At 70.6% G+C, this 23,444-nt stretch carries 17 protein-coding genes; 4 read left to right on the top strand and 13 right to left on the bottom strand.

Features of this window, described 5'->3' with window-relative positions; all coding sequences use genetic code 11:
* Window positions 1-96 precede the first annotated feature (96 nt).
* The 6 genes from AB0D18_RS34815 to AB0D18_RS34790 form a co-directional block, all read right to left on the bottom strand.
* Window positions 97-807 (bottom strand): ribonuclease HII, encoded by a 711-nt coding sequence (locus tag AB0D18_RS34815; RefSeq protein ID WP_362428037.1) that lies wholly within the window; start codon window positions 805-807, stop codon window positions 97-99.
* A gap of 212 nt (window positions 808-1,019) precedes the next feature.
* Entirely contained in the window at window positions 1,020-2,741 is a 1,722-nt protein-coding gene (locus AB0D18_RS34810) for a DUF4173 domain-containing protein (protein WP_362428034.1), read from the bottom strand.
* 314 nt (window positions 2,742-3,055) lie between these two features.
* Window positions 3,056-3,964, bottom strand: coding sequence for an ADP-ribosylglycohydrolase family protein (locus tag AB0D18_RS34805; RefSeq protein WP_362428031.1), 909 nt, complete (start codon window positions 3,962-3,964; stop codon window positions 3,056-3,058).
* Window positions 3,965-3,975: 11 nt separating this feature from the next.
* Entirely contained in the window at window positions 3,976-4,635 is a 660-nt protein-coding gene (locus AB0D18_RS34800) for a histidine phosphatase family protein (RefSeq protein ID WP_362428028.1), read from the bottom strand.
* Window positions 4,636-4,725: 90 nt separating this feature from the next.
* Entirely contained in the window at window positions 4,726-5,331 is a 606-nt protein-coding gene (locus tag AB0D18_RS34795; RefSeq protein WP_362428025.1) for a YdbC family protein, read from the bottom strand.
* A 33-nt stretch (window positions 5,332-5,364) separates the two neighbouring features.
* Window positions 5,365-6,192: an arylamine N-acetyltransferase gene (locus tag AB0D18_RS34790; RefSeq protein WP_362428022.1), complete on the bottom strand. Its 828-nt coding sequence runs from the start codon at window positions 6,190-6,192 to the stop codon at window positions 5,365-5,367.
* Between the two features lie 101 nt (window positions 6,193-6,293).
* On the opposite strand from AB0D18_RS34790, the gene AB0D18_RS34785 reads away from it, so the two are divergent.
* The gene (locus AB0D18_RS34785) at window positions 6,294-6,824 is read left to right on the top strand and encodes a TerD family protein (protein WP_362428019.1); all 531 of its coding nucleotides are present in this window, start codon (window positions 6,294-6,296) and stop codon (window positions 6,822-6,824) included.
* Window positions 6,825-6,913: 89 nt separating this feature from the next.
* Here the strand turns inward: AB0D18_RS34785 and AB0D18_RS34780 are convergent, their stop codons facing one another.
* Both AB0D18_RS34780 and nrdR read right to left on the bottom strand, forming a co-directional pair.
* Window positions 6,914-9,802, bottom strand: coding sequence for a vitamin B12-dependent ribonucleotide reductase (locus AB0D18_RS34780; protein ID WP_362428016.1), 2,889 nt, complete (start codon window positions 9,800-9,802; stop codon window positions 6,914-6,916).
* Between the two features lie 163 nt (window positions 9,803-9,965).
* A complete protein-coding gene (nrdR, locus tag AB0D18_RS34775; RefSeq protein ID WP_362428013.1) occupies window positions 9,966-10,478 on the bottom strand; it encodes a transcriptional regulator NrdR in 513 nt (170 codons plus the stop codon).
* Between the two features lie 534 nt (window positions 10,479-11,012).
* Here nrdR and lexA point away from each other — a divergent pair.
* Complete coding sequence (gene lexA, locus AB0D18_RS34770; protein ID WP_362428010.1) at window positions 11,013-11,798, top strand: transcriptional repressor LexA; 786 nt, start codon at window positions 11,013-11,015, stop codon at window positions 11,796-11,798.
* Window positions 11,799-11,928: 130 nt separating this feature from the next.
* On the opposite strand, the gene AB0D18_RS34765 is transcribed toward lexA, so the two are convergent.
* The 5 genes from AB0D18_RS34765 to AB0D18_RS34745 all read right to left on the bottom strand — a co-directional run bounded on the left by AB0D18_RS34765 (window position 11,929) and on the right by AB0D18_RS34745 (window position 20,525).
* On the bottom strand, window positions 11,929-13,938 hold the full coding sequence (locus AB0D18_RS34765; RefSeq protein ID WP_362428008.1) for an ATP-dependent DNA helicase: 2,010 nt from the start codon (window positions 13,936-13,938) through the stop codon (window positions 11,929-11,931).
* Window positions 13,939-14,012: 74 nt separating this feature from the next.
* Window positions 14,013-16,025 (bottom strand): IucA/IucC family siderophore biosynthesis protein, encoded by a 2,013-nt coding sequence (locus tag AB0D18_RS34760; RefSeq protein WP_362428005.1) that lies wholly within the window; start codon window positions 16,023-16,025, stop codon window positions 14,013-14,015.
* An 88-nt stretch (window positions 16,026-16,113) separates the two neighbouring features.
* Window positions 16,114-16,860: a GNAT family N-acetyltransferase gene (locus AB0D18_RS34755; RefSeq protein ID WP_362428002.1), complete on the bottom strand. Its 747-nt coding sequence runs from the start codon at window positions 16,858-16,860 to the stop codon at window positions 16,114-16,116.
* Window positions 16,861-16,933: 73 nt separating this feature from the next.
* Window positions 16,934-18,964 carry an IucA/IucC family protein gene (locus AB0D18_RS34750; RefSeq protein ID WP_362427999.1) on the bottom strand — a complete coding sequence of 677 codons (2,031 nt, stop codon included), beginning with the start codon at window positions 18,962-18,964 and terminating at the stop codon, window positions 16,934-16,936.
* A 76-nt stretch (window positions 18,965-19,040) separates the two neighbouring features.
* Window positions 19,041-20,525 carry a diaminobutyrate--2-oxoglutarate transaminase family protein gene (locus AB0D18_RS34745; protein ID WP_362427996.1) on the bottom strand — a complete coding sequence of 495 codons (1,485 nt, stop codon included), beginning with the start codon at window positions 20,523-20,525 and terminating at the stop codon, window positions 19,041-19,043.
* 271 nt (window positions 20,526-20,796) lie between these two features.
* Here AB0D18_RS34745 and AB0D18_RS34740 point away from each other — a divergent pair, with 271 nt between their 5' ends.
* Together AB0D18_RS34740 and AB0D18_RS34735 are read left to right on the top strand one after the other, a co-directional pair.
* Window positions 20,797-22,020 carry a hypothetical protein gene (locus AB0D18_RS34740; RefSeq protein WP_362427993.1) on the top strand — a complete coding sequence of 408 codons (1,224 nt, stop codon included), beginning with the start codon at window positions 20,797-20,799 and terminating at the stop codon, window positions 22,018-22,020.
* A 127-nt stretch (window positions 22,021-22,147) separates the two neighbouring features.
* Window positions 22,148-23,338: a hypothetical protein gene (locus AB0D18_RS34735; protein ID WP_362427990.1), complete on the top strand. Its 1,191-nt coding sequence runs from the start codon at window positions 22,148-22,150 to the stop codon at window positions 23,336-23,338.
* Window positions 23,339-23,444: the final 106 nt, after the last annotated feature.

The raw sequence follows: 23,444 nt of genomic DNA, 5'->3' as shown, positions 1-23,444 counted from the left end.
GTCGGGGGCGCGTACGGGAGCCGTACGTGCGCATCACGTGTCGTACGTCGCGTCGTACGTCGCGCGCATCACGCGCCGTACGCCGTACGTGAACAGTCAGAAGTCGAAGCCGAGCTGGCCCCCGCTTTCCAGTGCTGCGGCCTCGGCCGACATCCGGTGCTTCTTGAGGTGCCGCCACTGCGGGAGCCCGTCGAGATAGGACCAGGAGAGGCGGTGGTGCGCGGTCGGCCCGAGTTCCGCGAGGGCCGCCTGGTGCACGGGAGACGGATAGCCGGCGTTGGCCGAGAACCCGTAGGGCGCGCAGCCCCCGGACTCCGAGTCCAGCTCCGCCATCATCGCGTCCCTGCGCACCTTGGCGATCACCGAGGCGGCCGCGACCGCGATGCAGGTCTGGTCCCCCTTGATCACCGTACGGACCTTCCAGGGTGTCCCGAGGTAGTCGTGCTTCCCGTCGAGGATGACCGCATCGGGCCGTACCGGCAAGGCATTTAGCGCACGTTCGGCGGCGAGCCGCAGGGCTGCCGTCATTCCGAGCGCGTCGATCTCCTCGGGCGTGGAGTGGCCGAGCGCGTACGCCGTCACCCACTCCTCGAGAAGCAGCACGAGCGCGTCGCGGCGCTTGGGTGTGAGGAGCTTGGAGTCGGTGAGTCCGGCGGGCGGGCGGCGCAGTCCCGTGACGGCGGCGCACACGGTGACGGGGCCGGCCCACGCTCCGCGCCCGACCTCGTCTACACCGGCGACGATCTTGGCACCGGTGGTGGCGCGCAGTGAGCGCTCGACGGTGTGTGTGGGTGGTTCGTACGGCATGGCGCCAGCCAGCGTACGCCGCCGGGGCCCGACCGCAACACCCCGGTCCCGGGACGGAGCCGCGGAGGGCCCCGCCCCGGGGCTCAGCCCGTGAATCCCCTTGTTCGCTCCCGCACATCTACGCACGACACACGGGCAGCTGCACATCTACCCACGCCACACAGGCAGCCGCACCTCTACGCACGTCACACGGGCAGCAGCGGACGGACCCGTCAGCGCCCGTACTCGCCGCTGTTCGCCGGTCCGGTGTTGCGGCAGTCCGCGATCCGCTCGTCGAGCGGGTGCTCCGCGAGCAGGTCGAGTGCACGCCGCTCGCCGATGCTGGTGGCGTACCAGGGCCCGTCCTCCAAACCGTCCTTGATGCCGAGCAGCGCACAGGTCCGCTGCGGCTCCGGGAGGCCGTTCAGCGCGGGCACCGCGTCCGCCGACAGGTCCCGGAGGTACTCGACGTCGATCGTCCGGTGCTCGGTGAAGCGCTGAACGTTGCGCTCCGCGACCAGTGCGTCCGGCGACGCGAGCCCGAAGGCCAGCACCGCCGCCCCCGCACTGCCCGCGATCGCACGCGGAAGCCAGCGGGCGCCGAACACCCCGGCGGCCATGATCAGGACGATCACCAGGCCGAGCCACAGTTCCATCGCCGCCACCGAGAGCCGCAGCCGCGTCAGCCCGTACTCGTCGACGTACAGGTACATCCTGCTCAAGGCCGACGTGACGACCACCAGGGTGAGCAGGCACAGGACCCCCAGCACGGACCGCACGAGCGTCCGGTCGCTGGTGCCGCCCCTCGGCGCCCAGCGCTTCGCGAAGGCAATGACGACAAGGGTCAGCACCGTGGCCCAGAGGAGCTGCCAGAAGCCCTGCCTGGCGTATTCGGAGTAGGACAGCCGGGTCTCTTGGAGGACCTTCTCGTACCCGCCTACGAGGACCGCGAGCTGTACGGCGATGAAGGCCGCGAACAGCAGGTTGAGCACGACGAGCGGAAGCGCCCATTCCAACCGGCCGCGCGCACGTCCCGGCGCGATCCTGGCCTTGTCCCACTGGTGCGGTGCGGCAGCGGTTCGGGCCGCCGCCAGCGCCCCGACGAGCCCCAGCGCGAAGAGCAGGATCCGCCACGGGCCGTCGGAGACCGACACCTCGGGCACGAGGTTGCCGAGCAGTTCGGCGAACGCGGCGTCCGCGCTCACGAACAGCGTCCCGAACACCACGAGCAGGACGACGGCGACGGCGACGGTGCGCAGCACCGGCCCCCAGCGGTCGCGCGACCCGCCCGCCCGCTCGCGCAGCCCCTTCCAGCCCCAGCCGATCCCCCCAATCGCCGAGCCCCAGATTCCCAGCGACCCGACGAGGACGCCGAACCAGGTCCGGCTGCCGTGCAGGGCGAGCGAGCCCAGCGCCAGCGCGGAGACGACCGCGAGGAACGTCGGCCAGCCCGCGTCGCGCAGGGCGGGTACGACGAGCAGGGCGAGCCCGCCGAGCCCCCAGACGAGCGTCCAGGGACGGATCCGCCGCCCGGCGGCCTGCGCGGCGAAGTACGCGGCGAGGGATGCCGGCACAGCCACGATCAGCAGGTTCAGGCCGAGCCCCTCGCCGAGGAACAGGGCGCTCAGCAGTGCGGTGGCCAGCACCGCCCAGAGGGACGCGGCCCGCACCTTGGCCGGCGGCCCGGGGCGGACCCCGGCGCGCCAGGCGGGCGGCTGAGCGATTTTCTGCCGGCGCTGCTGCTGCCAGTGCTGGTGGGCCTGCCACTGCTGCCACTGCTCCTGCTGCCGCCGCTGGAGCGCCGATTGCGGCTGCATGTACGCGGGCACGGCGGGCGGCCGCTGACCGGCGCCCTGCATGTACCCGGGTACGGCAGGCGGCTGCTGAGCGGCGTCCTGCGGGGACGCGGGAGCAGCAGCGGGAGCAGCAGCAGCGGCGGCAGCAACAGCGCCCACACCGACACCCGCGGACTCGGTGGGCGCAGCGAACTCACTGGGCGCAGCGGACTCAGCAGCCACGGACGGTGCAGGTGCAGCAGCCGGTATCGCTGGTGGCGCATCTTCTGGTTCAGGCACGGGACCCCCTCCCGACCAGGCACTTTGCGCCTCGCGCAGTTACGTGGCGGGGTGGGCCCGGTGTCTTGTTCGGCGCACGCCGGTGATCATCGACGCGGCGGCGTGGCCGTCAGACTAGCCCGGCGACACCGCGCGTTCCCCACCGCATCAAAGATGCGGACAGAACCGTGACGCTGCCCTCGTGCGAAGGAAGGTCACTGCACCCGCGCAGGCATCCACTCCGGCAGCGCCTCCGTCTGTTCCAGCCAGCCCGCCGGCGGACGCCCCGCCGTCGCCCCGGCGAGCACACCGCCGACGATGGCGCAGTTCGTGTCGACGTCGCCGCCCACCCGGGCGGTGGCCCAGAAGGCCCGCTCGAAGTCGCCGAGCCCGCGGGCCGCCGACCACAGCGCGAACGGAACGGTGTCGTGCGCGCTGGTGCGCCGGCCGCAGCCGAGCACGGCGGCGACGGTGCTCGCGTCGTCGTAGTCCAGCATGTTGCGGGCCCTGCGCAGCCCGGCCGCGACCGCGCTGCGCGGGACGAGCGCGATCACGCCGTCGAGGAGCCCCTCGGGGGTGGGCGGTCCCTCGGGGGCCGCCGCGATGGCCGCCGCGGCCGCGACAGCCATCGCGCCCATGACGGCTTCCCGGTGCTGGTGGGTGACGTACGCGGAGATCTCGGCCTGATGGGTGGCCTGCTCGGGGTCGTCGGCATACCAGGCACCGAGCGGCGCGATCCGCATCGCGGCGCCGTTGCCCCAGGAACCGCGGCCGTCGAACAGTGCGGAGGCCAGCTCGCGCCAGTCGCCGCCCTCGCGGACCAGCCGGAGCATCCGGTTGACGGCGGGCCCGTAGCCGCGGTCGAAGTCGTGGTGGTCGGCGAAGGAGCGCGCGAGCACGTCCTGGTCGATCCGGTCGTGTCCGGCGAGTACGGCCAGCACGGAGGCGGCCATCTCGGTGTCGTCGGTCCACTGCCAGGGGCCGGGCGGCAGTTCGCCCCTCTTGAGGAGCGGATAGTTGGCGGGTACGAAGAACTGGGAGCCCAGTGCGTCTCCCACGGACAGCCCGCGCAGGCTGTCCAGCGCGCGCACGAAGCGCGGGTCGGAATCGGAGTCAGCGGTCATCGCTCAGCACTCTAACCGGTGATTCCGTACGACTCGGGGGCACACCAGTGCACGAACGGCCGGTCCAGCGTGTACCGCCCGTCCGCGCCGAGCTCCAGGACCCGCATCTCGGCGTTGCCGGGATTGGACAGCGACTCGAACTCCGCGACCGACCAGTGGAACCAGCGCATGCAGAACAGCCGCATCGTCAGCCCGTGCGTGACGATCAGGACGTTCTCCGGGTGGTCGGCCGCCTCGAAGCTGCGGTAGAGGCTCTCCAGGAAGGCGCCGACCCGGTCGTAGACGTCGGCCCCCGACTCCCCCTGCGCGAACCGGTAGAAGAAGTGCCCGTACGCGTCCCGGTACGCCTTCTGCAGTCGTACGTCGTCCCGGTCCTGCCAGTTCCCCCAGTCCTGCTCGCGCAGCCTCGGCTCCTCCCTGACCCGTACGCGCCCGGGGTCGAGGTCGAAGGCGCGGAAGGTCTCGTGGGTGCGCCGGTAGGGCGAGACGTACGCGCTGATGCCCTCGTCGCCGAAGAGCGCCCGCAGCCGCTCCCCCGCCGCTCTGGCCTGCTGCCAGCCGTTGTCGGTGAGTCTCAGGGCATGGTCGGGCTCGCGCTCGTAGACGGTGTCATCGGCGTTGCCCTCGGATTCGCCGTGCCGGACGAGGACGATGCGTCGCGGTCGTGCCATGCCGAAACCCTAGTTCGAATGGTCAAGGCGGGCTCGACCGGCCTGCTGCCGGCGCTCCGTCCGGCGTACCGACCGACCGCCCACCAGGGCCTACACCGTCCAGGACGGCTCCAGCTCCACCACGTCCCCCGCCAGCGCCGCCACGTCCACCTCGGTCTGGGCCCGCAGCGACAGCCGCTCCACCCGGTCCGCCCGGTACTTGCCGTGCTCGGCGGCCGACCGCCACATCGAGAGCACCAGGAACTCGTTGCCCGGCGCCTCCCCGAACACCCCGCGCAGCATCCCCGGCGACCCCGCCATCGCCGGGTTCCAGACCTTCTCCTGCATCAGCGCGAAGTGCTCGACCCGGTCCTCGTGCACCTTGCAGTGCGCGACCCGCACCACGTCGGCGTCGGTGAACTTCGGTTCGAAGCCCGTCTTGACGTCGAAGCGGTAGTCGAAGAGCTTGACCTGGATGTCCTTGTACGTCCCGGACTGCGCGGCGGCGAGGCGGTCGTGCGAGCGTGCCATGAAGGAGTCGTAGAAGGCACGGCTCTCCCAGAAGGCGAAGACATGGGCCACCCCGTCCTGCCCTCTGCTCCAGCCACCGCTCTGGCCCCGGAATCCGGGTTCACCGAGCAGCCCCGCCCATTTCCGCTGCCCCCGTTCAAAACCTCGACGGTCGACCACAGTGCAGCGAATCCACTTGACCAGCACCGCGCCATCGTACGGCCATCAGGGTGACCCGAGTCACCCCGCGGCGGGGTGCACCCGGCGCACGGCCGCCCCGTCCCCGTCCCCGAGTCCGATGCCGAACACCTCTTTGAGGACGCCGGCCATCTCGTCGGGTGCCACGGATCGTTCGGTGAAGCTGCCGTCCGCCCTGCCCCTGCGCAAGGTGTCCGCGACGAAGCCGTAACGGGCGTCGAGGGCGATGCGGTGCGCGACGACCTTGCCGACGAAGCTGGAGCGGGGGTGGGTGGAGCTGTAGTGGTTCATGACGGTGAAGTCGCCCGGGTACAGCGTCTGCGGCGCGAAGGCGTACAGATCCACCCATCCCTCGGCGCGCAGCGAGCGCAGCACCAGGATCCCTTCGTCCTCCGCACCGATCCCGAAGGTCCACCCGTCGCTCTGCCGTACTTCCGCACCGGCCCGCAACGGCATCGGCTCCAGCAGCCCCTGCCAGCCGAACCCACAGTCCACCAGCCACTGTTCGTCCTCGACCGCTACGGCCAGGACGGCGTGCGTCACCGGAAGCAGCGCATCGCCCCGCGTACGGTTGCGCGCCCCACGCCCCGCCACCTCGAATCCCAGCCGCTCGAGCGCCGCGGCCAGCAGCGAATTGTGCTCGTAGCAGTAGCCCCCGCGCGGCTGCCCGACCAGCTTCTGCTGCAACCTCTTGAGGTCGAGGGGCACGGGCCGCTCCAGGGCGACGTCCACGTTCTCGAACGGAATCGCCGTCACGTGCGCCCGGTGCACCGCGTGCAGCACCTCCCGCGTCGCCGCGCGCTCCCCCTCGTACCCGATCCGTGCCAAGTACGCGTCCAGATCGATTTGTTCCCCGCCCCAAGTCGTCATGGCCACAATGATCGCCACAACCGGGCCGCTGACCAAGGCACTTGTCGCACCCGGTGGGCCCTGTGAGGATCGGATCACGACTGGAAGCGGAGGAACACACGGTGAGCAGCTTCAGCAAGGGCATCCGGAAGGCCGAGGTCGCCCTCAAGTGGGATCCCCACCCACTCGGCGCACCGGCCGCCGACCTCGACATCGTCGCCGGTGTCTACCGCGCGGACGACCCGTACGGCGACCCCGTGTACCTGGTGCACTTCGGCAGCCGTTCCCCGGACGGCACCATCACCCTCCACAGGGACAGCAAGACGGGCCAGGGCTTCGGCGCGGACGAACAGATGACCCTCGAACTCGACCGCCTGTCGCAGGAGTACGGGCGGGTGGTCCTCGGGGTGGCGATCCAACAGCGGGACGGGCGCATGGAGTTCGGCGACATACAGAGCACCCACCTGCGGCTGGCCGAGGGCTACACCGAGCTCCTGACCAACGACTTCACCACGGTCGAGCGGGCCACGGCCGCCACTGTCGCCGAGTTCGTGCGCGACACGGACGGCAGTTGGGACCTGCACGAGACGGTGCGCGGCTTCGATGCGGAACCGGAGGAGTTCACCCGGCTGATGGGGGTGCGGCAGCGCTGAGCCCCCCGTACGGCAGGAAGGGCGGCACTCCCGGAGGAGTGCCGCCCTTCCTGTTTGAGCCTCTACCCGTTCAGGGCGTCAGCCGTGCGTCAGCTGCAGCCACTGGTCGAGCCGCAGCCCTCGCAGATGTAGCAGCTGCCGGCGCGCTGCATCTTCGTGCCGCAGGAGAAGCACAGCGGTGCGTCCGCGCTGATGCCCAGCTGCATCTCGACCAGCTCGGCCGAGGTGTGCGGGGCGTTCTGCTGCACGGCCGAAGTGGCGGCCTCCGCCTTGGGGGCGGCGACCGTGGCCAGCGGCGCGGACTGCGAAAGGCCTGCCACGTCCAGCTCGACCTCCTCCAGCGACGGCTCGTACGAACCGGTGTCGAGGTGGCGCTGACGCTCCTCGGCGGAGTGGATGCCGAGCGCGGACCGCGTCTCGAAGGGCAGGAAGTCCAGCGCCAGGCGGCGGAAGATGTAGTCGACGATCGACTGTGCCATCCGCACGTCCGGGTCGTCCGTCATGCCGGCCGGCTCGAAGCGCATGTTGGTGAACTTCGAGACGTACGTCTCCAGCGGGACGCCGTACTGCAGGCCCACGGAGACCGCGATGGAGAAGGCGTCCATCATGCCCGCGAGGGTCGAGCCCTGCTTGGACATCTTGAGGAAGACCTCGCCGAGACCGTCGTCCGGGTAGGAGTTGGCGGTCATGTAGCCCTCGGCGCCACCCACGGTGAAGGAGGTGGTGATGCCCGGACGGCCCTTGGGGAGGCGCTTGCGGACCGGACGGTACTCGATGACCTTCTCGACGGCCGTGCGAAGGGTGTCCTCGGCCTTGGCGGTGACCGCCGCCTTCTCCTTGTCCTTGGTCTTGGCGGAGAGGGGCTGGCCGACCTTGCAGTTGTCGCGGTAGATGGCGAGCGCCTTGACGCCCATCTTCCACGCCTCGAAGTAGACCTCTTCGACGTCCTCGACGGTCGCCGTCTCCGGCAGGTTGACCGTCTTGGACAGGGCGCCGGAGATCCACGGCTGGATGGCCGCCATCATGCGGACGTGGCCCATCGCGGAGATGGAACGCTCGCCCATCGCGCAGTCGAAGACGCTGTAGTGCTCGGTCTTCAGGCTCGGGGCGTCGATCACATTGCCGTTCTCGGCGATGTGGGCGACGATCGCCTCGATCTGCTCCTCCTGGTAGCCCAGGCGGCGCAGGGCCTGCGGGACGGTGCCGTTGACGATCTGCATCGAGCCGCCGCCGACGAGCTTCTTGAACTTGACCAGGGCGAGGTCGGGCTCAAGACCGGTGGTGTCGCAGGACATCGCGAGACCGATGGTGCCGGTGGGGGCGATGACCGAGGCCTGCGCGTTGCGGAAGCCGTTCTTCGCGCCGAGGCGGACGACGTCCTGCCAGGCCTCCGTGGCGGCGGCCCAGATGGGGTTGTCAAGGTCGTCGACGTGCACGGCGACGGCGTTGGCGTCGGCGTGCTGCTTCATGACGCGCTGGTGCGGCTCGGCGTTGCGGGCGTAGCCGTCGTACGGACCGACGACAGCGGCCAGCTCGGCGCTGCGCTTGTACGAGGTACCCGTCATCAAAGAGGTGATCGCGCCGGCGAGGGCACGGCCGCCGTCGGAGTCGTACGCGTGGCCGGTCGCCATGAGGAGCGCGCCCAGGTTGGCGTAACCGATGCCCAGCTGACGGAAGGCGCGGGTGTTCTCACCGATCTTCTCGGTGGGGAAGTCCGCGAAGCAGATGGAGATGTCCATCGCGGTGATGACCAGCTCGACGACCTTGGCGAAACGCTCCGCCTCGAAGGACTGGTTGCCCAGGCCGTCGTCCTTGAGGAACTTCATCAGGTTCAGCGAGGCGAGGTTGCACGAGGTGTTGTCCAGGTGCATGTACTCGCTGCACGGGTTCGAGCCGTTGATGCGGCCGGACTCCGGGCAGGTGTGCCACTTGTTGATGGTGTCGTCGTACTGGATGCCCGGGTCGGCGCAGGCCCAGGCGGCCTCGGCCATCTTGCGGAAGAGGGACTTGGCCTCGACCTCTTCGATGACGTCGCCGGTCATGCGGGCGCGCAGGCCGAACTTGCCGCCGGACTCGACGGCCTTCATGAACTCGTCGTTCACCCGGACCGAGTTGTTGGCGTTCTGGTACTGGACGGACGTGATGTCGTCGCCGCCCAGGTCCATGTCGAAGCCCGCGTCGCGCAGGGCGCGGATCTTCTCTTCTTCCTTCACCTTGGTCTCGATGAAGTTCTCGATGTCGGGGTGGTCGACATCGAGGATGACCATCTTGGCCGCGCGGCGGGTGGCGCCGCCGGACTTGATGGTTCCGGCGGAGGCGTCGGCACCGCGCATGAAGGAGACCGGGCCCGAGGCGTTGCCGCCGGAGGACAGGAGCTCCTTGGAGGAGCGGATGCGGGAGAGGTTCAGGCCGGCGCCGGAGCCGCCCTTGAAGATCATTCCCTCTTCCTTGTACCAGTCGAGGATCGACTCCATGGAGTCGTCGACGGCCAGGATGAAGCAGGCGGAGACCTGCTGCGGCTGGGGCGTGCCGACGTTGAACCAGACCGGGGAGTTGAAGCTGAAGATCTGGTGCAGGAGGGCGTGGGCCAGCTCGTGCTCGAAGATCTCGGCGTCCGCCGGGGAGGCGAAGTAGTTGTAGTCCTCGCCGGCCTTCCGGTACGTCTTGACGATCCGGTCGATCAGCTGGCGCAGACCCGTCTCGCGCTGCGGGGTGCCGACAGCGCCGCGGAAGTACTTGCTGGTGACGATGTTGACCGCGTTCACCGACCAGAAGTCGGGGAACTCGACGCCACGCTGCTCGAAGTTGATCGAGCCGTCGCGCCAGTTGGTCATGACGACGTCACGATGCTCCCAGACCACCTCGTCGTACGGGTGCACGCCAGGAGTGGTGTGGATGCGCTCGATACGCAGACCCTTGCTGGCCTTGGCTCCCTTGTTGCGGGAACCTCGTGCCGGGCCGCTCGTCGTCTCGGTCATGCCGCCTCCCATATCGGGCTAAAACGCCCAGAAGTGCCCAGTTCTTCCTTGAGCACGATGTGTATCTGAAGTCCCGGTCGCCGCGCGTACGCGTCGAGTCCGTGACAGGTCCTGATGTGCTGCCGAATGTGCCGCTGTGCGGCCGGCCGACAGGAGGGTCGGTCTATTCGGCGGCGGCAGCGGGCACGGGAACCACAGGGTTCCCGCCGGGCCCGCGCTCCTGGGCCGAGGGCCGCGGGTCACGGAGTTCCGTGATCGCGGTCTCGAAGTCCTCCAGCGAGTCGAACGCCCGGTACACAGACGCGAAACGCAGGTACGCCACGACGTCGAGCTCCTGCAGCGGACCGAGGATGGCCAGACCCACGTCGTGGGTGGTCAGCTCGGCGCTGCCGGTGGCGCGCACCGCTTCCTCGACCCGCTGGCCGAGCTTGGCGAGGGCGTCCTCGGTGACCGGACGGCCCTGACAGGCCTTGCGCACGCCGGAGATGACCTTTGTACGACTGAACGGCTCGGTCACCCCGCTGCGCTTGATCACCATCAGCGAGGCCGTCTCCACCGTCGTGAAACGGCGGGAGCAGTCGGGGCACTGACGGCGCCTGCGGATCGACGTCCCGTCGTCCGTGGTGCGACTGTCGACCACTCGGCTGTCGGGGTGCCTGCAGAAGGGGCAGTGCATGGTTCCAAGGCCTCCTTCGCGGCACGGCTGAAGAGCTTCGGCAGGCCGCGGAACGGGCCCTCGAAGCAGCTCCCAGCATAGTCGATGCCCGAGGTCCGATGGACCGCGAACCACAACTTGTGGGCAGCTGTAGAGATTCAACCACTAGATCTGGGGGTTGGCCGGGCTATCGCCCCTACGCGCGTGTCGCGACGGAAAGGGGCTGCGGTGACCGCCCACGAGAGTACGGGACCCCGGAGGGGAACCGGGATTCCGGTCCCCCGGACGGCGCATCATGAGATCCCGGGCGGCTTCCCGACGACTCGGGCGACGGCTCCGGGGCGATGTTCGACCCGACGGAGAAGGCTACCGCAATAAGACGAATTGCCGTTCGGGAGATCGGCCCCCGGCTCCCCCCGCAGGACCGAGCCATACACCCATCCGTACGAATGAGGCAGCCAATCTGCAGTTTTTCACTCGAACGTGTGTTTGGCGCAACCTTTCGAAAGCTACTACCGTTGTCCGGTCAGGGAGACCATTCGAGAGGGGCCGACCATGACCACCACCGCGGACAGCGCAACGATCGCCGCCCAGGACCGCTCCCAGGGCCGACTTGAGCCGGTGCATGCCATGAATGACGCAGCCACGAACCCCGAGGGCGCCAAGCCCGCACGCTCGCTGCCCGGCCGACCTCCCGGGATCAGGGCGGACAGCTCCGGCCTCACGGACCGGCAGCGGCGGGTCATCGAGGTCATCAGGGACTCCGTGCAGCGACGGGGATACCCGCCGTCCATGCGCGAGATCGGGCAGGCGGTGGGGCTCTCCAGCACCTCCTCCGTCGCCCACCAGCTGATGGCGCTCGAACGAAAGGGCTTCCTCCGCCGGGACCCGCACCGCCCCAGGGCGTACGAGGTGCGCGGCTCCGACCAGCCGAGCACGCAGACCACGGACACGGCAGGCAAGCCGGCGGCTTCGTACGTCCCGCTGGTCGGCCGGATCGCGGCCGGCGGCCCGATCCTCGCCGAGGAGTCCGTCGAGGACGTCTTTCCGCTCCCCCGGCAGCTGGTGGGCGACGGCGAGCTGTTCGTCCTGAAGGTCGTCGGGGACTCGATGATCGAGGCCGCGATCTGTGACGGCGACTGGGTGACGGTCCGCCGTCAGCCGGTCGCGGAGAACGGCGACATCGTGGCCGCGATGCTGGACGGCGAGGCCACCGTGAAGCGCTTCAAGCGCGAGGACAACCACATCTGGCTGCTCCCGCACAACGCCGCCTACCAGCCGATCCCCGGTGACGACGCGACCATTCTCGGCAAGGTCGTCGCGGTGCTCCGGCGTGTCTGACGTCCGGCGTCCGTACGTGTAGGGCCCTGGAACCCGCGGTGGGTTCCAGGGCCCTACACGTACGAGACCACTGGGCAGCGGCTCTTCTGGTACGAGACCACTGCGGAGCCACTGCCGGTCGGCTGCAGCCCTACTTCTCGGCGGGCTCGGCGGCCTCGGCGGCCTCCGCAGCCTTGGCCGCGGCGTCGATCGCGGCGAGCGAGCGGCGCACCTGATTGCGGTCCGTGGTGTACCAGAAGTCGGGCATCGAGGCCTTGAGATAGCTGCCGTAGCGGGCGGTGGCCAGTCTCTGGTCCAGGACCGCCACGACGCCCTTGTCGCCCGTCGCGCGGACGAGACGGCCGGAGCCCTGCGCCATCAGCAGGGCGGCGTGTGTCGCGGCGACGGCCATGAAGCCGTTGCCGCCGTTCTCCTCGACCGCCTTCTGGCGGGCGCTCATCAGCGGGTCGTCGGGGCGGGGGAACGGAATCTTGTCCATCACGACGAGCTGACAGCTCGGGCCGGGCACGTCGACGCCCTGCCACAGCGAGAGCGTGCCGAAGAGGCAGGTCTGCGGGTCGGCGGCGAAGTTCTTGATCAGTTCGCCGAGGGTGTCCTCGCCCTGCAGCAGGACCGGCATGTCGAGCCTGCCGCGCATCGATTCCGCTGCCGTCTGGGCTGCCTTCATCGACGAGAAGAGACCCAGCGTGCGCCCGCCTGCGGCCTCGATCAGCTCGGCGAGCTCGTCGAGCATGTCCTCGCGTCCGGCCTCCCGGGTGGGGCGGGCCAGGTGCTTGGCGACGTACAGAATCCCCTGCCTGGGGTAGTCGAAGGGCGAGCCGACGTCGAGGCCCTTCCACTCCGGCAGGTCCTCGCCGTGCGTGCCCTCCGGGGCGAGGCCGAGCGAGGCGCCGACGCCGTTGAAGTCACCGCCCAGCTTGAGGGTGGCGGAGGTGAGGACGACGGAGCGCTCCGTGAAGAGTTTCTCGCGCAGCAGTCCGGAGACGGAGAGCGGGGCGACCCGCAGCGAGGCGGTCCCGTAGCGGTCGTTACGTTCGAACCAGACGACGTCGTACTCGGAGCCGTTGGCGATGCGCTCGGCGACACCGTGGATGTTCTCGATCATGGCGAGGGCCTGCTTGCGGACGGCGTCCTCGTCGGTGACCGACTTGTCGCGGGTGGAACCCAGCGCGGAGATCACCGTGCGCGAGGCGTCGCGCAGTGCCATCAGCGCGTACCCCAGGACCTCGGGGATCTCCTCCAGGCGGCCGGGCAGGGACAGCTCCATCACCCGCTCGAAGCTGTCCGAGGCGGTCAGGAAGGCGTCCGCCGCCTTCTCATTGACGATCTTCGCGGCTCTGCGGACGGCCCGGTTGACCTGGCCGGGGGTGAGTTCGCCGGTGGCGACGCCGGTGACCCGGGAGACCAGCTCGTGGGCCTCGTCGACGATCAGCACCTCGTGCTGCGGGAGCACCGGGGCGCCCTCGATGGCGTCGATGGCCAGGAGGGCGTGGTTGGTGACGACGACGTCGGCGAGCTTGGCCCGCTCGCGCGCCGCCTCCGCGAAGCACTCCGCGCCGTACGCACACTTGCTGGCGCCCAGGCACTCGCGGGAGGAGACGGAGACCTGGCCCCACGCCTTGTCGGAGACGCCGGGGGTGAGGTCGTCGCGGTCGCCGGTCTCGGTCTCGTCGGCCCAGTCGCGCATCCGCAGCAGGTCCTTGCCGAGCTTGCTGGAGGGCCCGCTGGACTCGTACTGCTCGATCGGGTTGAAGAGGCCGTCTTCCTCGTCCTGCGGGGCGCCCTCGTGGAGGCGGTGCAGGCAGAGGTAGTTCGACCGGCCCTTGAGCATGGCGAACTGCGGGGTGCGGCGCAGCAGCGGCTTCAGTGCCTCCACCGTGCGCGGCAGGTCGCGCTCGACGAGCTGGCGCTGGAGGGCCAGCGTCGCCGTCGCGACCACGACGCGCTCGCCGTGCGCGAGAGCCGGGACCAGATAGCCGAGGGACTTTCCGGTGCCGGTGCCCGCCTGGACGAGCAGGTGGGAATTGTCGTCGACCGCGTCGGCGACGGCCTGGGCCATGGTGACCTGGCCAGGCCGTTCCACGCCGCCGACGGAGGCGACGGCGGCGTGGAGGAGCTCGGGGAGTGAGGGCTTCGTCATAGCCCGACCACCCTACGGTGCACCACTGACAACGACGGTCACGGCCGGTTTCGCTGCCGGTGCCGGAGCCGGCGTCATGACCGGTGCAGCGGGTTGGGCACGGTGCCGTGCACCGCGGCGTGCGGGCGGTGCGGGCGGTCGCGGTAGCCGTCGGTGTGCAGGCGGTTGCGGTTGAGGCAGAGGCGTTCCAGACGCGGCGTCAACAGGTCGAACGTCTCGAAGCGGTCCTTCAGTTCCGGGAAGCGCGCGTGGTATCTGAGGATTTCTGCCCGTACGAGTGACCAGAACTCTTCCTCCGCAACGCCCAGTTGCTCCTCGCACAGCGGCGCGAGGTAGCGGAACACCCCGATGAACAGCCCGGACTGGATGAACTGGGGCAGGAAGGAGGAGGGTTCGGTGAGCAGAGTCCTGCGCACGTCTTCGGGCATGTCGGCATGCTCAGGCAGCGGCTCCGCACTGACGTTGACGTCGTCGACGAAGTCCTTGATCGCAAGGCGGGCGGGTACGTCGTGCTCGTCGAAGACGACGATGGCGTTCTCGCCGTGCGGGGAGAACACCGTTCCGTACCGGTACAGGAAGTGCAGCAGCGGCGGCAGTAACGCACCGAAGAGGTGGCGCAGCCAGCCTGCCGGGTCCGTGCCGGAGCGGTCGACCAGCTCCGCCACGAAGGCGCGCCCCTGCGGGTCGGTGTGCAGCAGGGCGGCAAGGGTACGGGCGCGCTCGCCGGGGTCCAGGCGATCGGCGAGAGGTTCGCGCCAGATCGCGCCGAGGAGTTCCTTGTACTGGTACGGGGCCTCGGGGAGGTGGTCGTAGACGGGGTGTTCGACGGCCACCGAGGCGACCTCGCCGAGCAGCACGACGCGGCACTCCTCTTTGAGGAAGGGGTCTGCCGCCTGCAGTCCCTGGACCCAGGCGGTGACGGCGGGGGCTGCCACGGTGCGCTCGGTGGGCAGGCCGCGCCAGACGAGGGTGTTCAGCACGGACAGCGGGAGCTTGACCGTGTGCCGGTCGGGGCGGCTGACATTGAGGAACGTACGGATGGACTGCTGGGGCAGCCGCAGGTCGCCGTCGGCGGGCAGCGGGACGATGTCGCCGCGGGCGATCACGGGCGCGAAGAGCGGCAGGATCGACTCGTCCCACTGCCAGGGGTGCACGGGCAGGTAGAGGTACGAGGCCGGGTTCAGCCCGCGCCCCTGCAGGATCGCGTCGAAGCTCGCGCGCGCGGTGGCGTCGAGCTCGCGCGCGTACAGCTGCTCGGGGTCGGCCAGCGAGGGGACTCCCTGGTAGCGGGCGAGGGCGGTGCTGACCGCGATCCACGGGAGTCGGGTGGCCCTGCGGGCCTCGGGCGCCCAGGTGGCGGCGTCCTGGGCGGAGAAGCCGACGCGGCCCTTGTTGAGGACGAGCCAGGGGTGGCCTGTCTGATGGCCTTCGAGCTCGGCGTACCCGAGGTCGGCGAGGCGGGCGGCGGGCAGCGCGGTGTGGTCGAGCCGGGCGTCGGCGGCGAGGGTGGCGGTGAGCTCGCGGACGAGATGGCCGAGGGTCGCACCGTCCAGGGCGAGGAGGCGCCTGGCGAGGGCGAGGAACTGCACCGGGTCGTGGAAGGGACGGAAGCCGCTGTGGTCGTCGGGGTGCCGCATTCCGATGGTGTCCGGGTCGACCTGCCAGCTGCCGTAGGAGCTGCGGCGCGCGCGGAAGGACAGTATTTCGCCGTTGTCGAGGCGGAGTGTGTACGGGGCGCAGGGCGTGCCCCTGCGGCCGCTCGTGACCCCGCTCCCCGTCCCGCTCGTGGCCCCGCTCCCGGTCCCGCTCGTCGCCCCGCTCCTGGTCCCGCTCGTCGCCTCGTCGGCAGTCGGCGCCGGGGCGGTCGCCGGGACCGGTTCGATGATCTCTTCGTAGGCGAACTCGGCGAGCGTCTTGGCGAGCAGCCGGCGGGAGACCCGGTCCCATCCGGCGGCGGTCAGCTCGGGGGGAGCGAACAGGACCGGCGGGGCGAGGTCTGCGGACGGCGGCTGCCATTCGTCCCGGGCCGCGGGCCGCGGCTGGGCGGGAGCGGGGACGGGCGTGTGGGTGGAGGCTGGCTTCGACACGGTGACTCCTCGGGAGGGAACCAATGCGGGACGAGCGGTGTACGTGAAGCAGCAGGCCGTCGTGTGCAGCTGGTGCGACAGATCACCGTTACAGCTGGTGGCGATGGGCGCGGTCGCGCATCATCAGCGCGGCCCGCTTGCGGGGCAGGTCGATTTCCTCGGAGAGCCGGAAGCCCGCTCCGAGGAAGGCGGAGACGGAGGGGGTGTTGCGCAGGTCCGGTTCGGCGACGACCCGGGAGCAGGTGGGGCGGTGGTCGAGGACGAGGTCGGAGACGGCCCTCAGAAGAGTGGTACCGAGGCCGCAGCCCCGGTCGGCGACACCGCCGATGAGGAGGTGGATGCCGGTGTCGTGGGGGCGGGCCGGGTAGTGACGGGCCAGCGGGTCGAGATCGGCGCGGTAGATCTCCCAGTAGCTCATGGGGGTGCCGTCGAGGACGCCCAGGCAGGGGACGCTGCGTCCGTCGCCGTCGAGTTGGGTGCGCAGATGGCCGGCGGTGACGTCGTCGCCACCGGCCAGCTCCCAGAACTCGGCGACGACGGGGTCGTTCATCCACCGGGTGAGCAGGGCCAGGTCGCGGGCGGGACGTACCGGCAGGAGCCGGAACTCGCCGGCCGGGGTGTCGGCAGGCCCCCAGTGGGCGACCGAGTCGAGGAGGTCCGGTTCGGCCGGAAACGGCGGTGTGCCCGGCGCGGGAGGCGCGTGGGCGGCCTCCTGCGATGCGAACAGTGCGATGAACTCGTCGGGCAGCCGGAGGTCCAGGGTGTCCTCGTTGCCCTGACTCGTACGGGGCGCCGGGCCGGCTCCGGTGTCGGGGCTCGTGTCGGTGGGAGGCATCGCGGTGCTCTCCTGTCAGCAGGTCGGACGGGGTGGGTGCAGGGGGCGGAACTTTCGGGCGGGAGCGGAGCGTTCAGGGAAGGAGGGGGTTGGCGATGGAGACGTAGACGGACTGGGTGTCGACCGGGCCCACCAGCTCGTCCAGGCCGTGCAGCCTGGTCAGCAGATTGGCCTTGCAGCGGAGGGTGGGGGTTTCCAGGAGCTGGGTGGGGAGCGTGGACCCCAGGTCGGCGGTCTTGCCGAGGAATTGGCGCAGGGCGGCGATCAGGACACGTTCGTCGGCGAGACGCTGGGCGCCGAACGCCCCGATGAGACCGAGGATGTTGTTGATGCCGAGGTAGTAGGCGAACCGTTCGTCGGTGACGGCGTCGGTGACGAAGGTGTCGCTGCGGGCGCCGATGCCGGGGAGGCGGGCTTCGAGGGCTTCGCGGTGCGACTCGCGGAAGTAGTAGCCCTGGTTGTCGCGGTAGCGGCCGCCGACGGGCCAGCCGTCGCGGTCGAGGAGGACCAGGGTGTTCTGCTGGTGGGCCTCCAGCGCGATCCCTGCCTGCCCGTCGAGCCAGAGCACCGGCCGTACGACCTGGTCGAGGTAGCGCAGGAACCACTCCGCGGCGACGGCCCCGGCGGGCCGGCCCGTGCGGGCGGCAAGCCGGGCCACGCACTCCGCGAGGCGGGAGTACATGCCGGTCCGTCCCGGCCAGGGGCGGGGCGCGGTGAGGCCCGCGATGCAGACGGCGTCGTCGTCGGGACCGAAGGGGTTGTGCCGCAGCACGATGTCGAGGCCGGGGACCGGTGTTCCGTCCGGGGCGTCGACGCCGAGCCAGGCCGGGTCGCGGACGATGTCGAAGCCGGGGTGGGCGGCGCGCCATTCCTCTGCGAGGCCGCCGCGCAGCAGGCGCTGGACCTCGACCCCCCGGTGGAGTTCCTTGCGGAGGTTCTCGCGGCGGGAGTTGGTGATGCGTACGCCGAGGGAGAGCTTCAGCATCGCCGCGGCGCCCGGCCGGTGGACGGTGCGCACGGACGAGGTGGGGAACCACGGGTCGCCGTACGGGCCGAGGTCGTGCAGGAGTCCGTCGTCGATGAGGGCGGCGACGGCGGGCCTGAGGGTCAGCTCGCGTGCCTGCCAGGGGTGGAGGGGCAGTGCCTCCGTGCCCTCGGGAAGCCGCAGACCACCGGCCAGACGGGAGACGACCTGCTCCGCCTGGAGCGTGCGTCCACGCTCGGTCCAGGCGGAGTCCCCGGCCAGCACGCACCGGTCGACTGCCATCCAGTGCAGGGGGAAGGAGCCTCGCAGTTCGGGCGAGTACCGGCGGGCCTCGGCCTCGGAGAGTCCTTCCCTGCTCTTGGGGGTGGGGTGCATGGGGTGGCCGAGCAGGAGGGACTGCTCGGCGGTGAGGAAGAGATCGGCGCCGTCGGCCGGTTCGGGGTTGCTGCGGCGCGCGGCGATGAACTCGGCGGTGCGGCGCACCGAGTCGGCGACACGGGCGACCAGGTCCGTGCCCGTACCGGCTTCGGGGGCGTCCGGGCCGGCTGCAAAAGCGGATCCACCGGCTTCGGCAGCGTCCGTTCCTGCGGCGGTGGTCGCTCCGCCCGGGAGGGTGGTTCCTCCGCCGGATTCCCGGCCGAGCAGGGCCGCGACGGTGACCGCGTCCACCGGCGGGGCGTGCCGCGGCCCGCAGGCCAGCACCGGCCTGCCGAAGCGGTGCCAGCCGGCCGCGGACCAGTAGCGGACGGGGACGAGGAAGGAGGTGCCGCTGCCGTCGAGCGGGATCCGCAGGGTGCGCCCCTGGGGCCGGGGCAGGCCGTTCTCCCGTACCCAGCAGCGCAGCAGGTTCTCGACGGCCGCCGCGTCCGCCGCAGTCTGCGGGTCGGGGTGGTTGAGGAGGTCCGGCTGGGCACGCAGCGCACCCGGCGGCGGGACGTGCTGCGCGCCGTGTGCCTTGGACTTCTGCCGGGGCACCGCCGCCGGATCGGTCACCTCGGTCGTCACGTCAGTCGTCACGTCGGTCACATCGCTCGTCACGCCGGCTGTCCCTGCCGTCGATGCGGTGGTCGCCTCGGCTGCGGTGTCCTTGTACGTGTCGGGTGCGGGTGTGGGGTTCACGGAGGGCTTCCTTGTGAGGTTGTTCCGGCATCGGCCGGTGTCGGATCGGCCGGTGTCAGTACGACGTCTTGATCTGTCAGTACGACGTCTTGATCGGTTCCCGGCGGTTCTGCTCCTGGCCGCGCTGCTCCTGTCCGTACGGCGACCGTTCTGCGGCGGCGAGCGCGTCGGCGAATCGGTCCAGGACCGCGACGGCCTGCTCGTCGGTGAGGGTGAGCGGAGGAAGCAGGCGCACGACCGCGGAGTGCCGCCCGCCGACTTCGACGATGAGCCCGCGCCGCAGGCACTCCCGCTGCACGGCTGCGGCGAGCGCGGGCGACGCGGGTGCCGGACTGCTACCGGATCCGCCGTCACCAAACCCACCAGCGCCGGATCCGCCGTCCGGGCCGAGGCCGCCCCCCGTGCCCACCGGCCCCTCCGGGTCCACCAGTTCGACGCCGATCATCAGGCCCCGGCCCCGGACGTCGCCGATGACCGGGTGTTCGGCGGCCAGTTGCCGCAGCTGCCCGAGCATGCGTGCCCCGAGCTCCCCGGCGCGCTCCGCCAGCCCGTTCTTCCGTACGTACGCCATGGTGGCCGCGCCCGCCGCCATGGCGAGCTGGTTGCCGCGGAACGTGCCGGCGTGCGCCCCGGGTTCCCAGGCGTCCAGGTCCGCCCGGTAGACGATCACGGCCAGCGGCAGGCTGCCGCCGATGGCCTTGGACATGACCATGACGTCGGGCACCGTCCCGCTGTGCTCGACCGCCCAGAAGGTCCCGGTTCTGCCGACTCCGGTCTGCACCTCGTCGACGATCAGCGGGATCGACCGGGCCGCGGTGATCTCCCGCATCCGCCGCAACCAGTTGTCGGGTGCGGGAATCACGCCGCCCTCCCCCTGCACCGCTTCGAGGATCATCCCGGCGGGCCGCGGCACTCCGCTCTTGGGGTCGTCCAGCAGGTTCGCGGTCAAGCGGGCGGACAGGTCGGCGCCACGCTCCCCGCCGGTCCCGAACGGGCAGCGGAAGTCGTACGGATAGGGCAGTCGGGTCACTCGTACGTCCGGCGCCCCGCCCGAAACGTCGAGCGCTCCCGCGGTCATCCCGTGGTACGCCCCGGTGAAGGCCAGCAGTCCGCTGCGGCCGGTGGCGGTGCGGACCAGTTTCAGCGCGGCCTCGACCGCGTCCGTCCCCGCCGGACCGCAGAACTGCACCCGCGCGTTGTCGGCCAGCGGACCCGGCAGCGTCTCGAACAGTTCGGTGGTGAAGGCGTCCTTGACCGGTGTGGCCAGGTCCAGGACGTGCAGCGGGGCCCCCGAGTCGATGACCTTCTTGATCGCTTCGAGGACCACCGGGTGGTTGTGCCCGAGTGCGAGCGTGCCCGCCCCGGAGAGGCAGTCCAGATAGCGCCGCCCGTCAGCCCCCTCGATCGTCAGCCCACGCGCGCGTACGGGAACGATGGGCAGCGACCGCGCATAGGTGCGGGCCGCGGACTCGCGCAGCGACTGCCGCCGCAGGATGCCTTCATGGGCGACGGTCGGCCGGGCGGCGGGCACCACCGCCGGAGCAGGTTCGGTCACGGCCACGACTGATGGTCCTCCCCCAGGTGTACGTACATACGGATGCGCACGCACTGCCCCGCAGGGCTGAACGGCGACCCGATGTCCCTCGTACGTACCAACGACCGTGAACCCGCAGGATCACGGGCAATCGGAAGATCCTTCCGGCGACGGAACCACGCCCCTGCCGTTCGCCGTCCCCATCGTCACCGGCATAGTGGGGCCGAACCAGATCCATCTGCCGCACCGGCTCCACCCGCCCTGCCCGCCACGTTCGAAGTCCCAGGGGGAACAAGACATGCGACCCATCCGCCCAGCCTGCACCGCAACCCGTAGGAGGAGCGCACGTCGCAGAAGCGCACCCCTGCTCTCCGTCGTCGGGCTCACCGCCGCACTCGCCCTGACCGCGACCGCCTGCGGCCCCACCGAGGACGGCGCTTCCGGAACGCCCGGTGCCCGGACCACCAACTCGGCCGGCACGTCCGGCGGTTCCGCCGACGGCAAGATCACGATTCCGGACGACCTCAAGGACCGGCTCAAGGAGCACGGGGTCGACCTGGACAAGTGGAAGAACGGCGAGTGGAAGAACTGGAACAAGGACGACTGGCTGCGCGAGGCCGGGGACTTCATCAACCCGATCATCGCGGGCCTGTGGGACCCGGACCGCATGAAGGACGCGGACAAGCCCCCCAAGCAGCCCGTCGACAATGACATTTCGGGCGACAAGGGTGTCACGGACCCGACTCCCGCGCGGCTTCCGGCGAAGGCCGTCAAGGCTCCGTACCACTCCAGCGCCGCGGAGTCCGGCCGGCTCCTCTTCGACGGCCCCGAGGGCTCGATGGCCTGTTCCGCCACGGTCGTGAAGGACCCGGCGCACCCGGGCAAGTCCAACCTGGTGTGGACCGCGGGTCACTGCGTGCACGCGGGGGCCAAGGGCGGCTGGTACCGCAACATCGCCTTCGTCCCGTCGTACAACGACCAGGCGAAGCCGGTGAGCAAGTCCACGCCGCGCGAGCAGGTCGCGCCCTACGGCGTGTGGTGGGCCAAGAGCGCGCTCACCTCCGACCAGTGGATCTCGCAGGGCGGCCCGACCGGCGGCGACGGCGCCCCGTACGACTTCGCGGTGCTGAGCGTGACGCCCGAGGGAGGCGCCGGCAAGTCCCTGGAGGAGACGGTCGGTTCCGCGCTCCCGGTCGAGTTCGACGCACCGGCCGTGCCGAAGATCGCGAACATGCAGGCGACCGGCTACCCGGCGGCTCCGCCGTTCGACGGCGAGCGCATGTTCCAGTGCACCGACAAGCCCGGCCGGCTCTCCGTGAAGCCCGCGCAGCCGACCATGTACCGCATCGGCTGCACCATGACCGGCGGTTCGTCCGGCGGCGGCTGGGTCGCGCAGGGCCAGGACGGCAAGCCCGCGCTGGTGTCCAACACCTCGATCGGCCCGGTGACGGCCGGCTGGCTGGCCGGTCCGCGGCTCGGCCCCGAGGCGAAGGCCATCTACGACAAGGCCGGCAAGAAGTAGCGACGAGAGCAGAGGGTCTCCGGAGCACGCCCCGGGGGCCCTCTGCTACGTTCCGCACTGCACTTCTTTATGACACGCGCATGACACAGCTGAAAGATCGACTGAAGTACACAGGGGGAACGTTTCCATGCGATCCATACGTCCGCTGCTGGCCGCCACCGGCCTCGCCGCGGCCCTCGCGCTGACGGCCACAGCCTGTGGCCCCACCGAGGACAAGGCCGGCGGCAACGCCGCCGACAAGCCCGCGACCGCCTCCACTCCCGCCGACGGCCAGGACAGCGGCGACGTCGCGCTTCCCAAGGACCTCGCCGACAAGCTCAAGGAGCACGGCGTCGACCCGGACAAGTGGAAGAACGGCGAGTGGAAGAACTGGGACAAGGACAAGTGGCTGCGGGAGGCGAAGGACTTCGTCAACCCGGTCATCGCCGGACTGTGGAAGCCGGAGCGGATGCAGACCGCCAAGGACCCCGCGAAGACGATGACGGCCGGTGACCTCTCCAGCGGCCAGGGAGTCTCCGACCCGGATCCCCGCCCGGTCCAGGCGGTGCGCGAGCAGACCCCGTACACCAAGCACGGTGCCCCGGTCGGCAAGCTCTTCTTCGACTCGCCCAAGGGCCACATGGTCTGCTCCGGCACCGTGATCAAGGACGTGAACAACCCCGGGAAGTCCAACCTCGTCTGGACGGCCGGGCATTGTGTGCACGCGGGCGGTGCGGGCGGCTGGTACCGCAACATCGTCTTCGTCCCCGCGTACAACAACCACGCGAAGTCGCCTGCCGCCCTGAGGGCTGCTCCGCCGCAGGAGGAGGCCCCGTACGGCGCCTACTGGGCGGACTGGGCGTCGACCTCCGGCGAGTGGATCCGCGACGGAGGCCCGACGGGCGGCACCGGCGCACCGTACGACTACGCGGTCCTGCACGTGAAGCCGGAGAACGGCGGCAAGTCCCTGGAGGAGACCGTCGGCACCTCGATCGCGGTGAACTTCAACGCCCCGGACACCCGGCGGATCAGTGCGATGGGCGCCTGGGGCTACCCGGCGGGCCCGCCGTACGACGGCTTCATCATGCACAAGTGCGTCGACCGCCCGAACCGGCTGTCCATCAGCCCGACCACGCCGACGATGCACCGGATCGGCTGCACCATGACCGGCGGTTCCTCGGGCGGTGGCTGGTTCGCCAAGCAGCCGGGCGGGCAGCTGGCGCTGGTGTCCAACACCTCCATCGGCCCGGTCACGCACGGCTGGCTGGCAGGGCCGCGGCTCGGCAAGGGCGCGGAGCAGATCTACACGATGATGAGCAAGAAGTACGGCAGCAAGTAGCACGCAGCGCAAAGGCCGGTGGCCCGCACCCCCCGGACGGGGGGGGGGGGGCCCCGCCGGTGTGGTGTGGGGAGTGGGGGGGGGGGGCGGAAGAAGCAGATAGGGA

The sequence above is a fragment of the Streptomyces sp. NPDC048442 genome (genome assembly GCF_040651475.1).
GTDB lineage: Bacteria > Actinomycetota > Actinomycetes > Streptomycetales > Streptomycetaceae > Streptomyces.
Note: the sequence above shows the minus strand (reverse complement) of the source record. Positions and strands in the feature narration are given on the sequence as shown.

Excerpts from the sequence above, each read along its gene's own strand:
- AB0D18_RS34815 (WP_362428037.1), bottom strand. The coding sequence starts at position 807 with ATGCCGTACGAACCACCCACACACACCGTCGAGCGCTCACTGCGCGCC.
- AB0D18_RS34805 (WP_362428031.1), bottom strand. The coding sequence starts at position 3,964 with ATGACCGCTGACTCCGATTCCGACCCGCGCTTCGTGCGCGCGCTGGAC.
- AB0D18_RS34800 (WP_362428028.1), bottom strand. The coding sequence starts at position 4,635 with ATGGCACGACCGCGACGCATCGTCCTCGTCCGGCACGGCGAATCCGAG.
- AB0D18_RS34790 (WP_362428022.1), bottom strand. The coding sequence starts at position 6,192 with ATGACGACTTGGGGCGGGGAACAAATCGATCTGGACGCGTACTTGGCA.
- AB0D18_RS34780 (WP_362428016.1), bottom strand. The coding sequence starts at position 9,802 with ATGACCGAGACGACGAGCGGCCCGGCACGAGGTTCCCGCAACAAGGGA.
- nrdR (WP_362428013.1), bottom strand. The coding sequence starts at position 10,478 with ATGCACTGCCCCTTCTGCAGGCACCCCGACAGCCGAGTGGTCGACAGT.
- lexA (WP_362428010.1), top strand. The coding sequence starts at position 11,013 with ATGACCACCACCGCGGACAGCGCAACGATCGCCGCCCAGGACCGCTCC.
- AB0D18_RS34765 (WP_362428008.1), bottom strand. The coding sequence starts at position 13,938 with ATGACGAAGCCCTCACTCCCCGAGCTCCTCCACGCCGCCGTCGCCTCC.
- AB0D18_RS34755 (WP_362428002.1), bottom strand. The coding sequence starts at position 16,860 with ATGCCTCCCACCGACACGAGCCCCGACACCGGAGCCGGCCCGGCGCCC.
- AB0D18_RS34740 (WP_362427993.1), top strand. The coding sequence starts at position 20,797 with ATGCGACCCATCCGCCCAGCCTGCACCGCAACCCGTAGGAGGAGCGCA.
- AB0D18_RS34735 (WP_362427990.1), top strand. The coding sequence starts at position 22,148 with ATGCGATCCATACGTCCGCTGCTGGCCGCCACCGGCCTCGCCGCGGCC.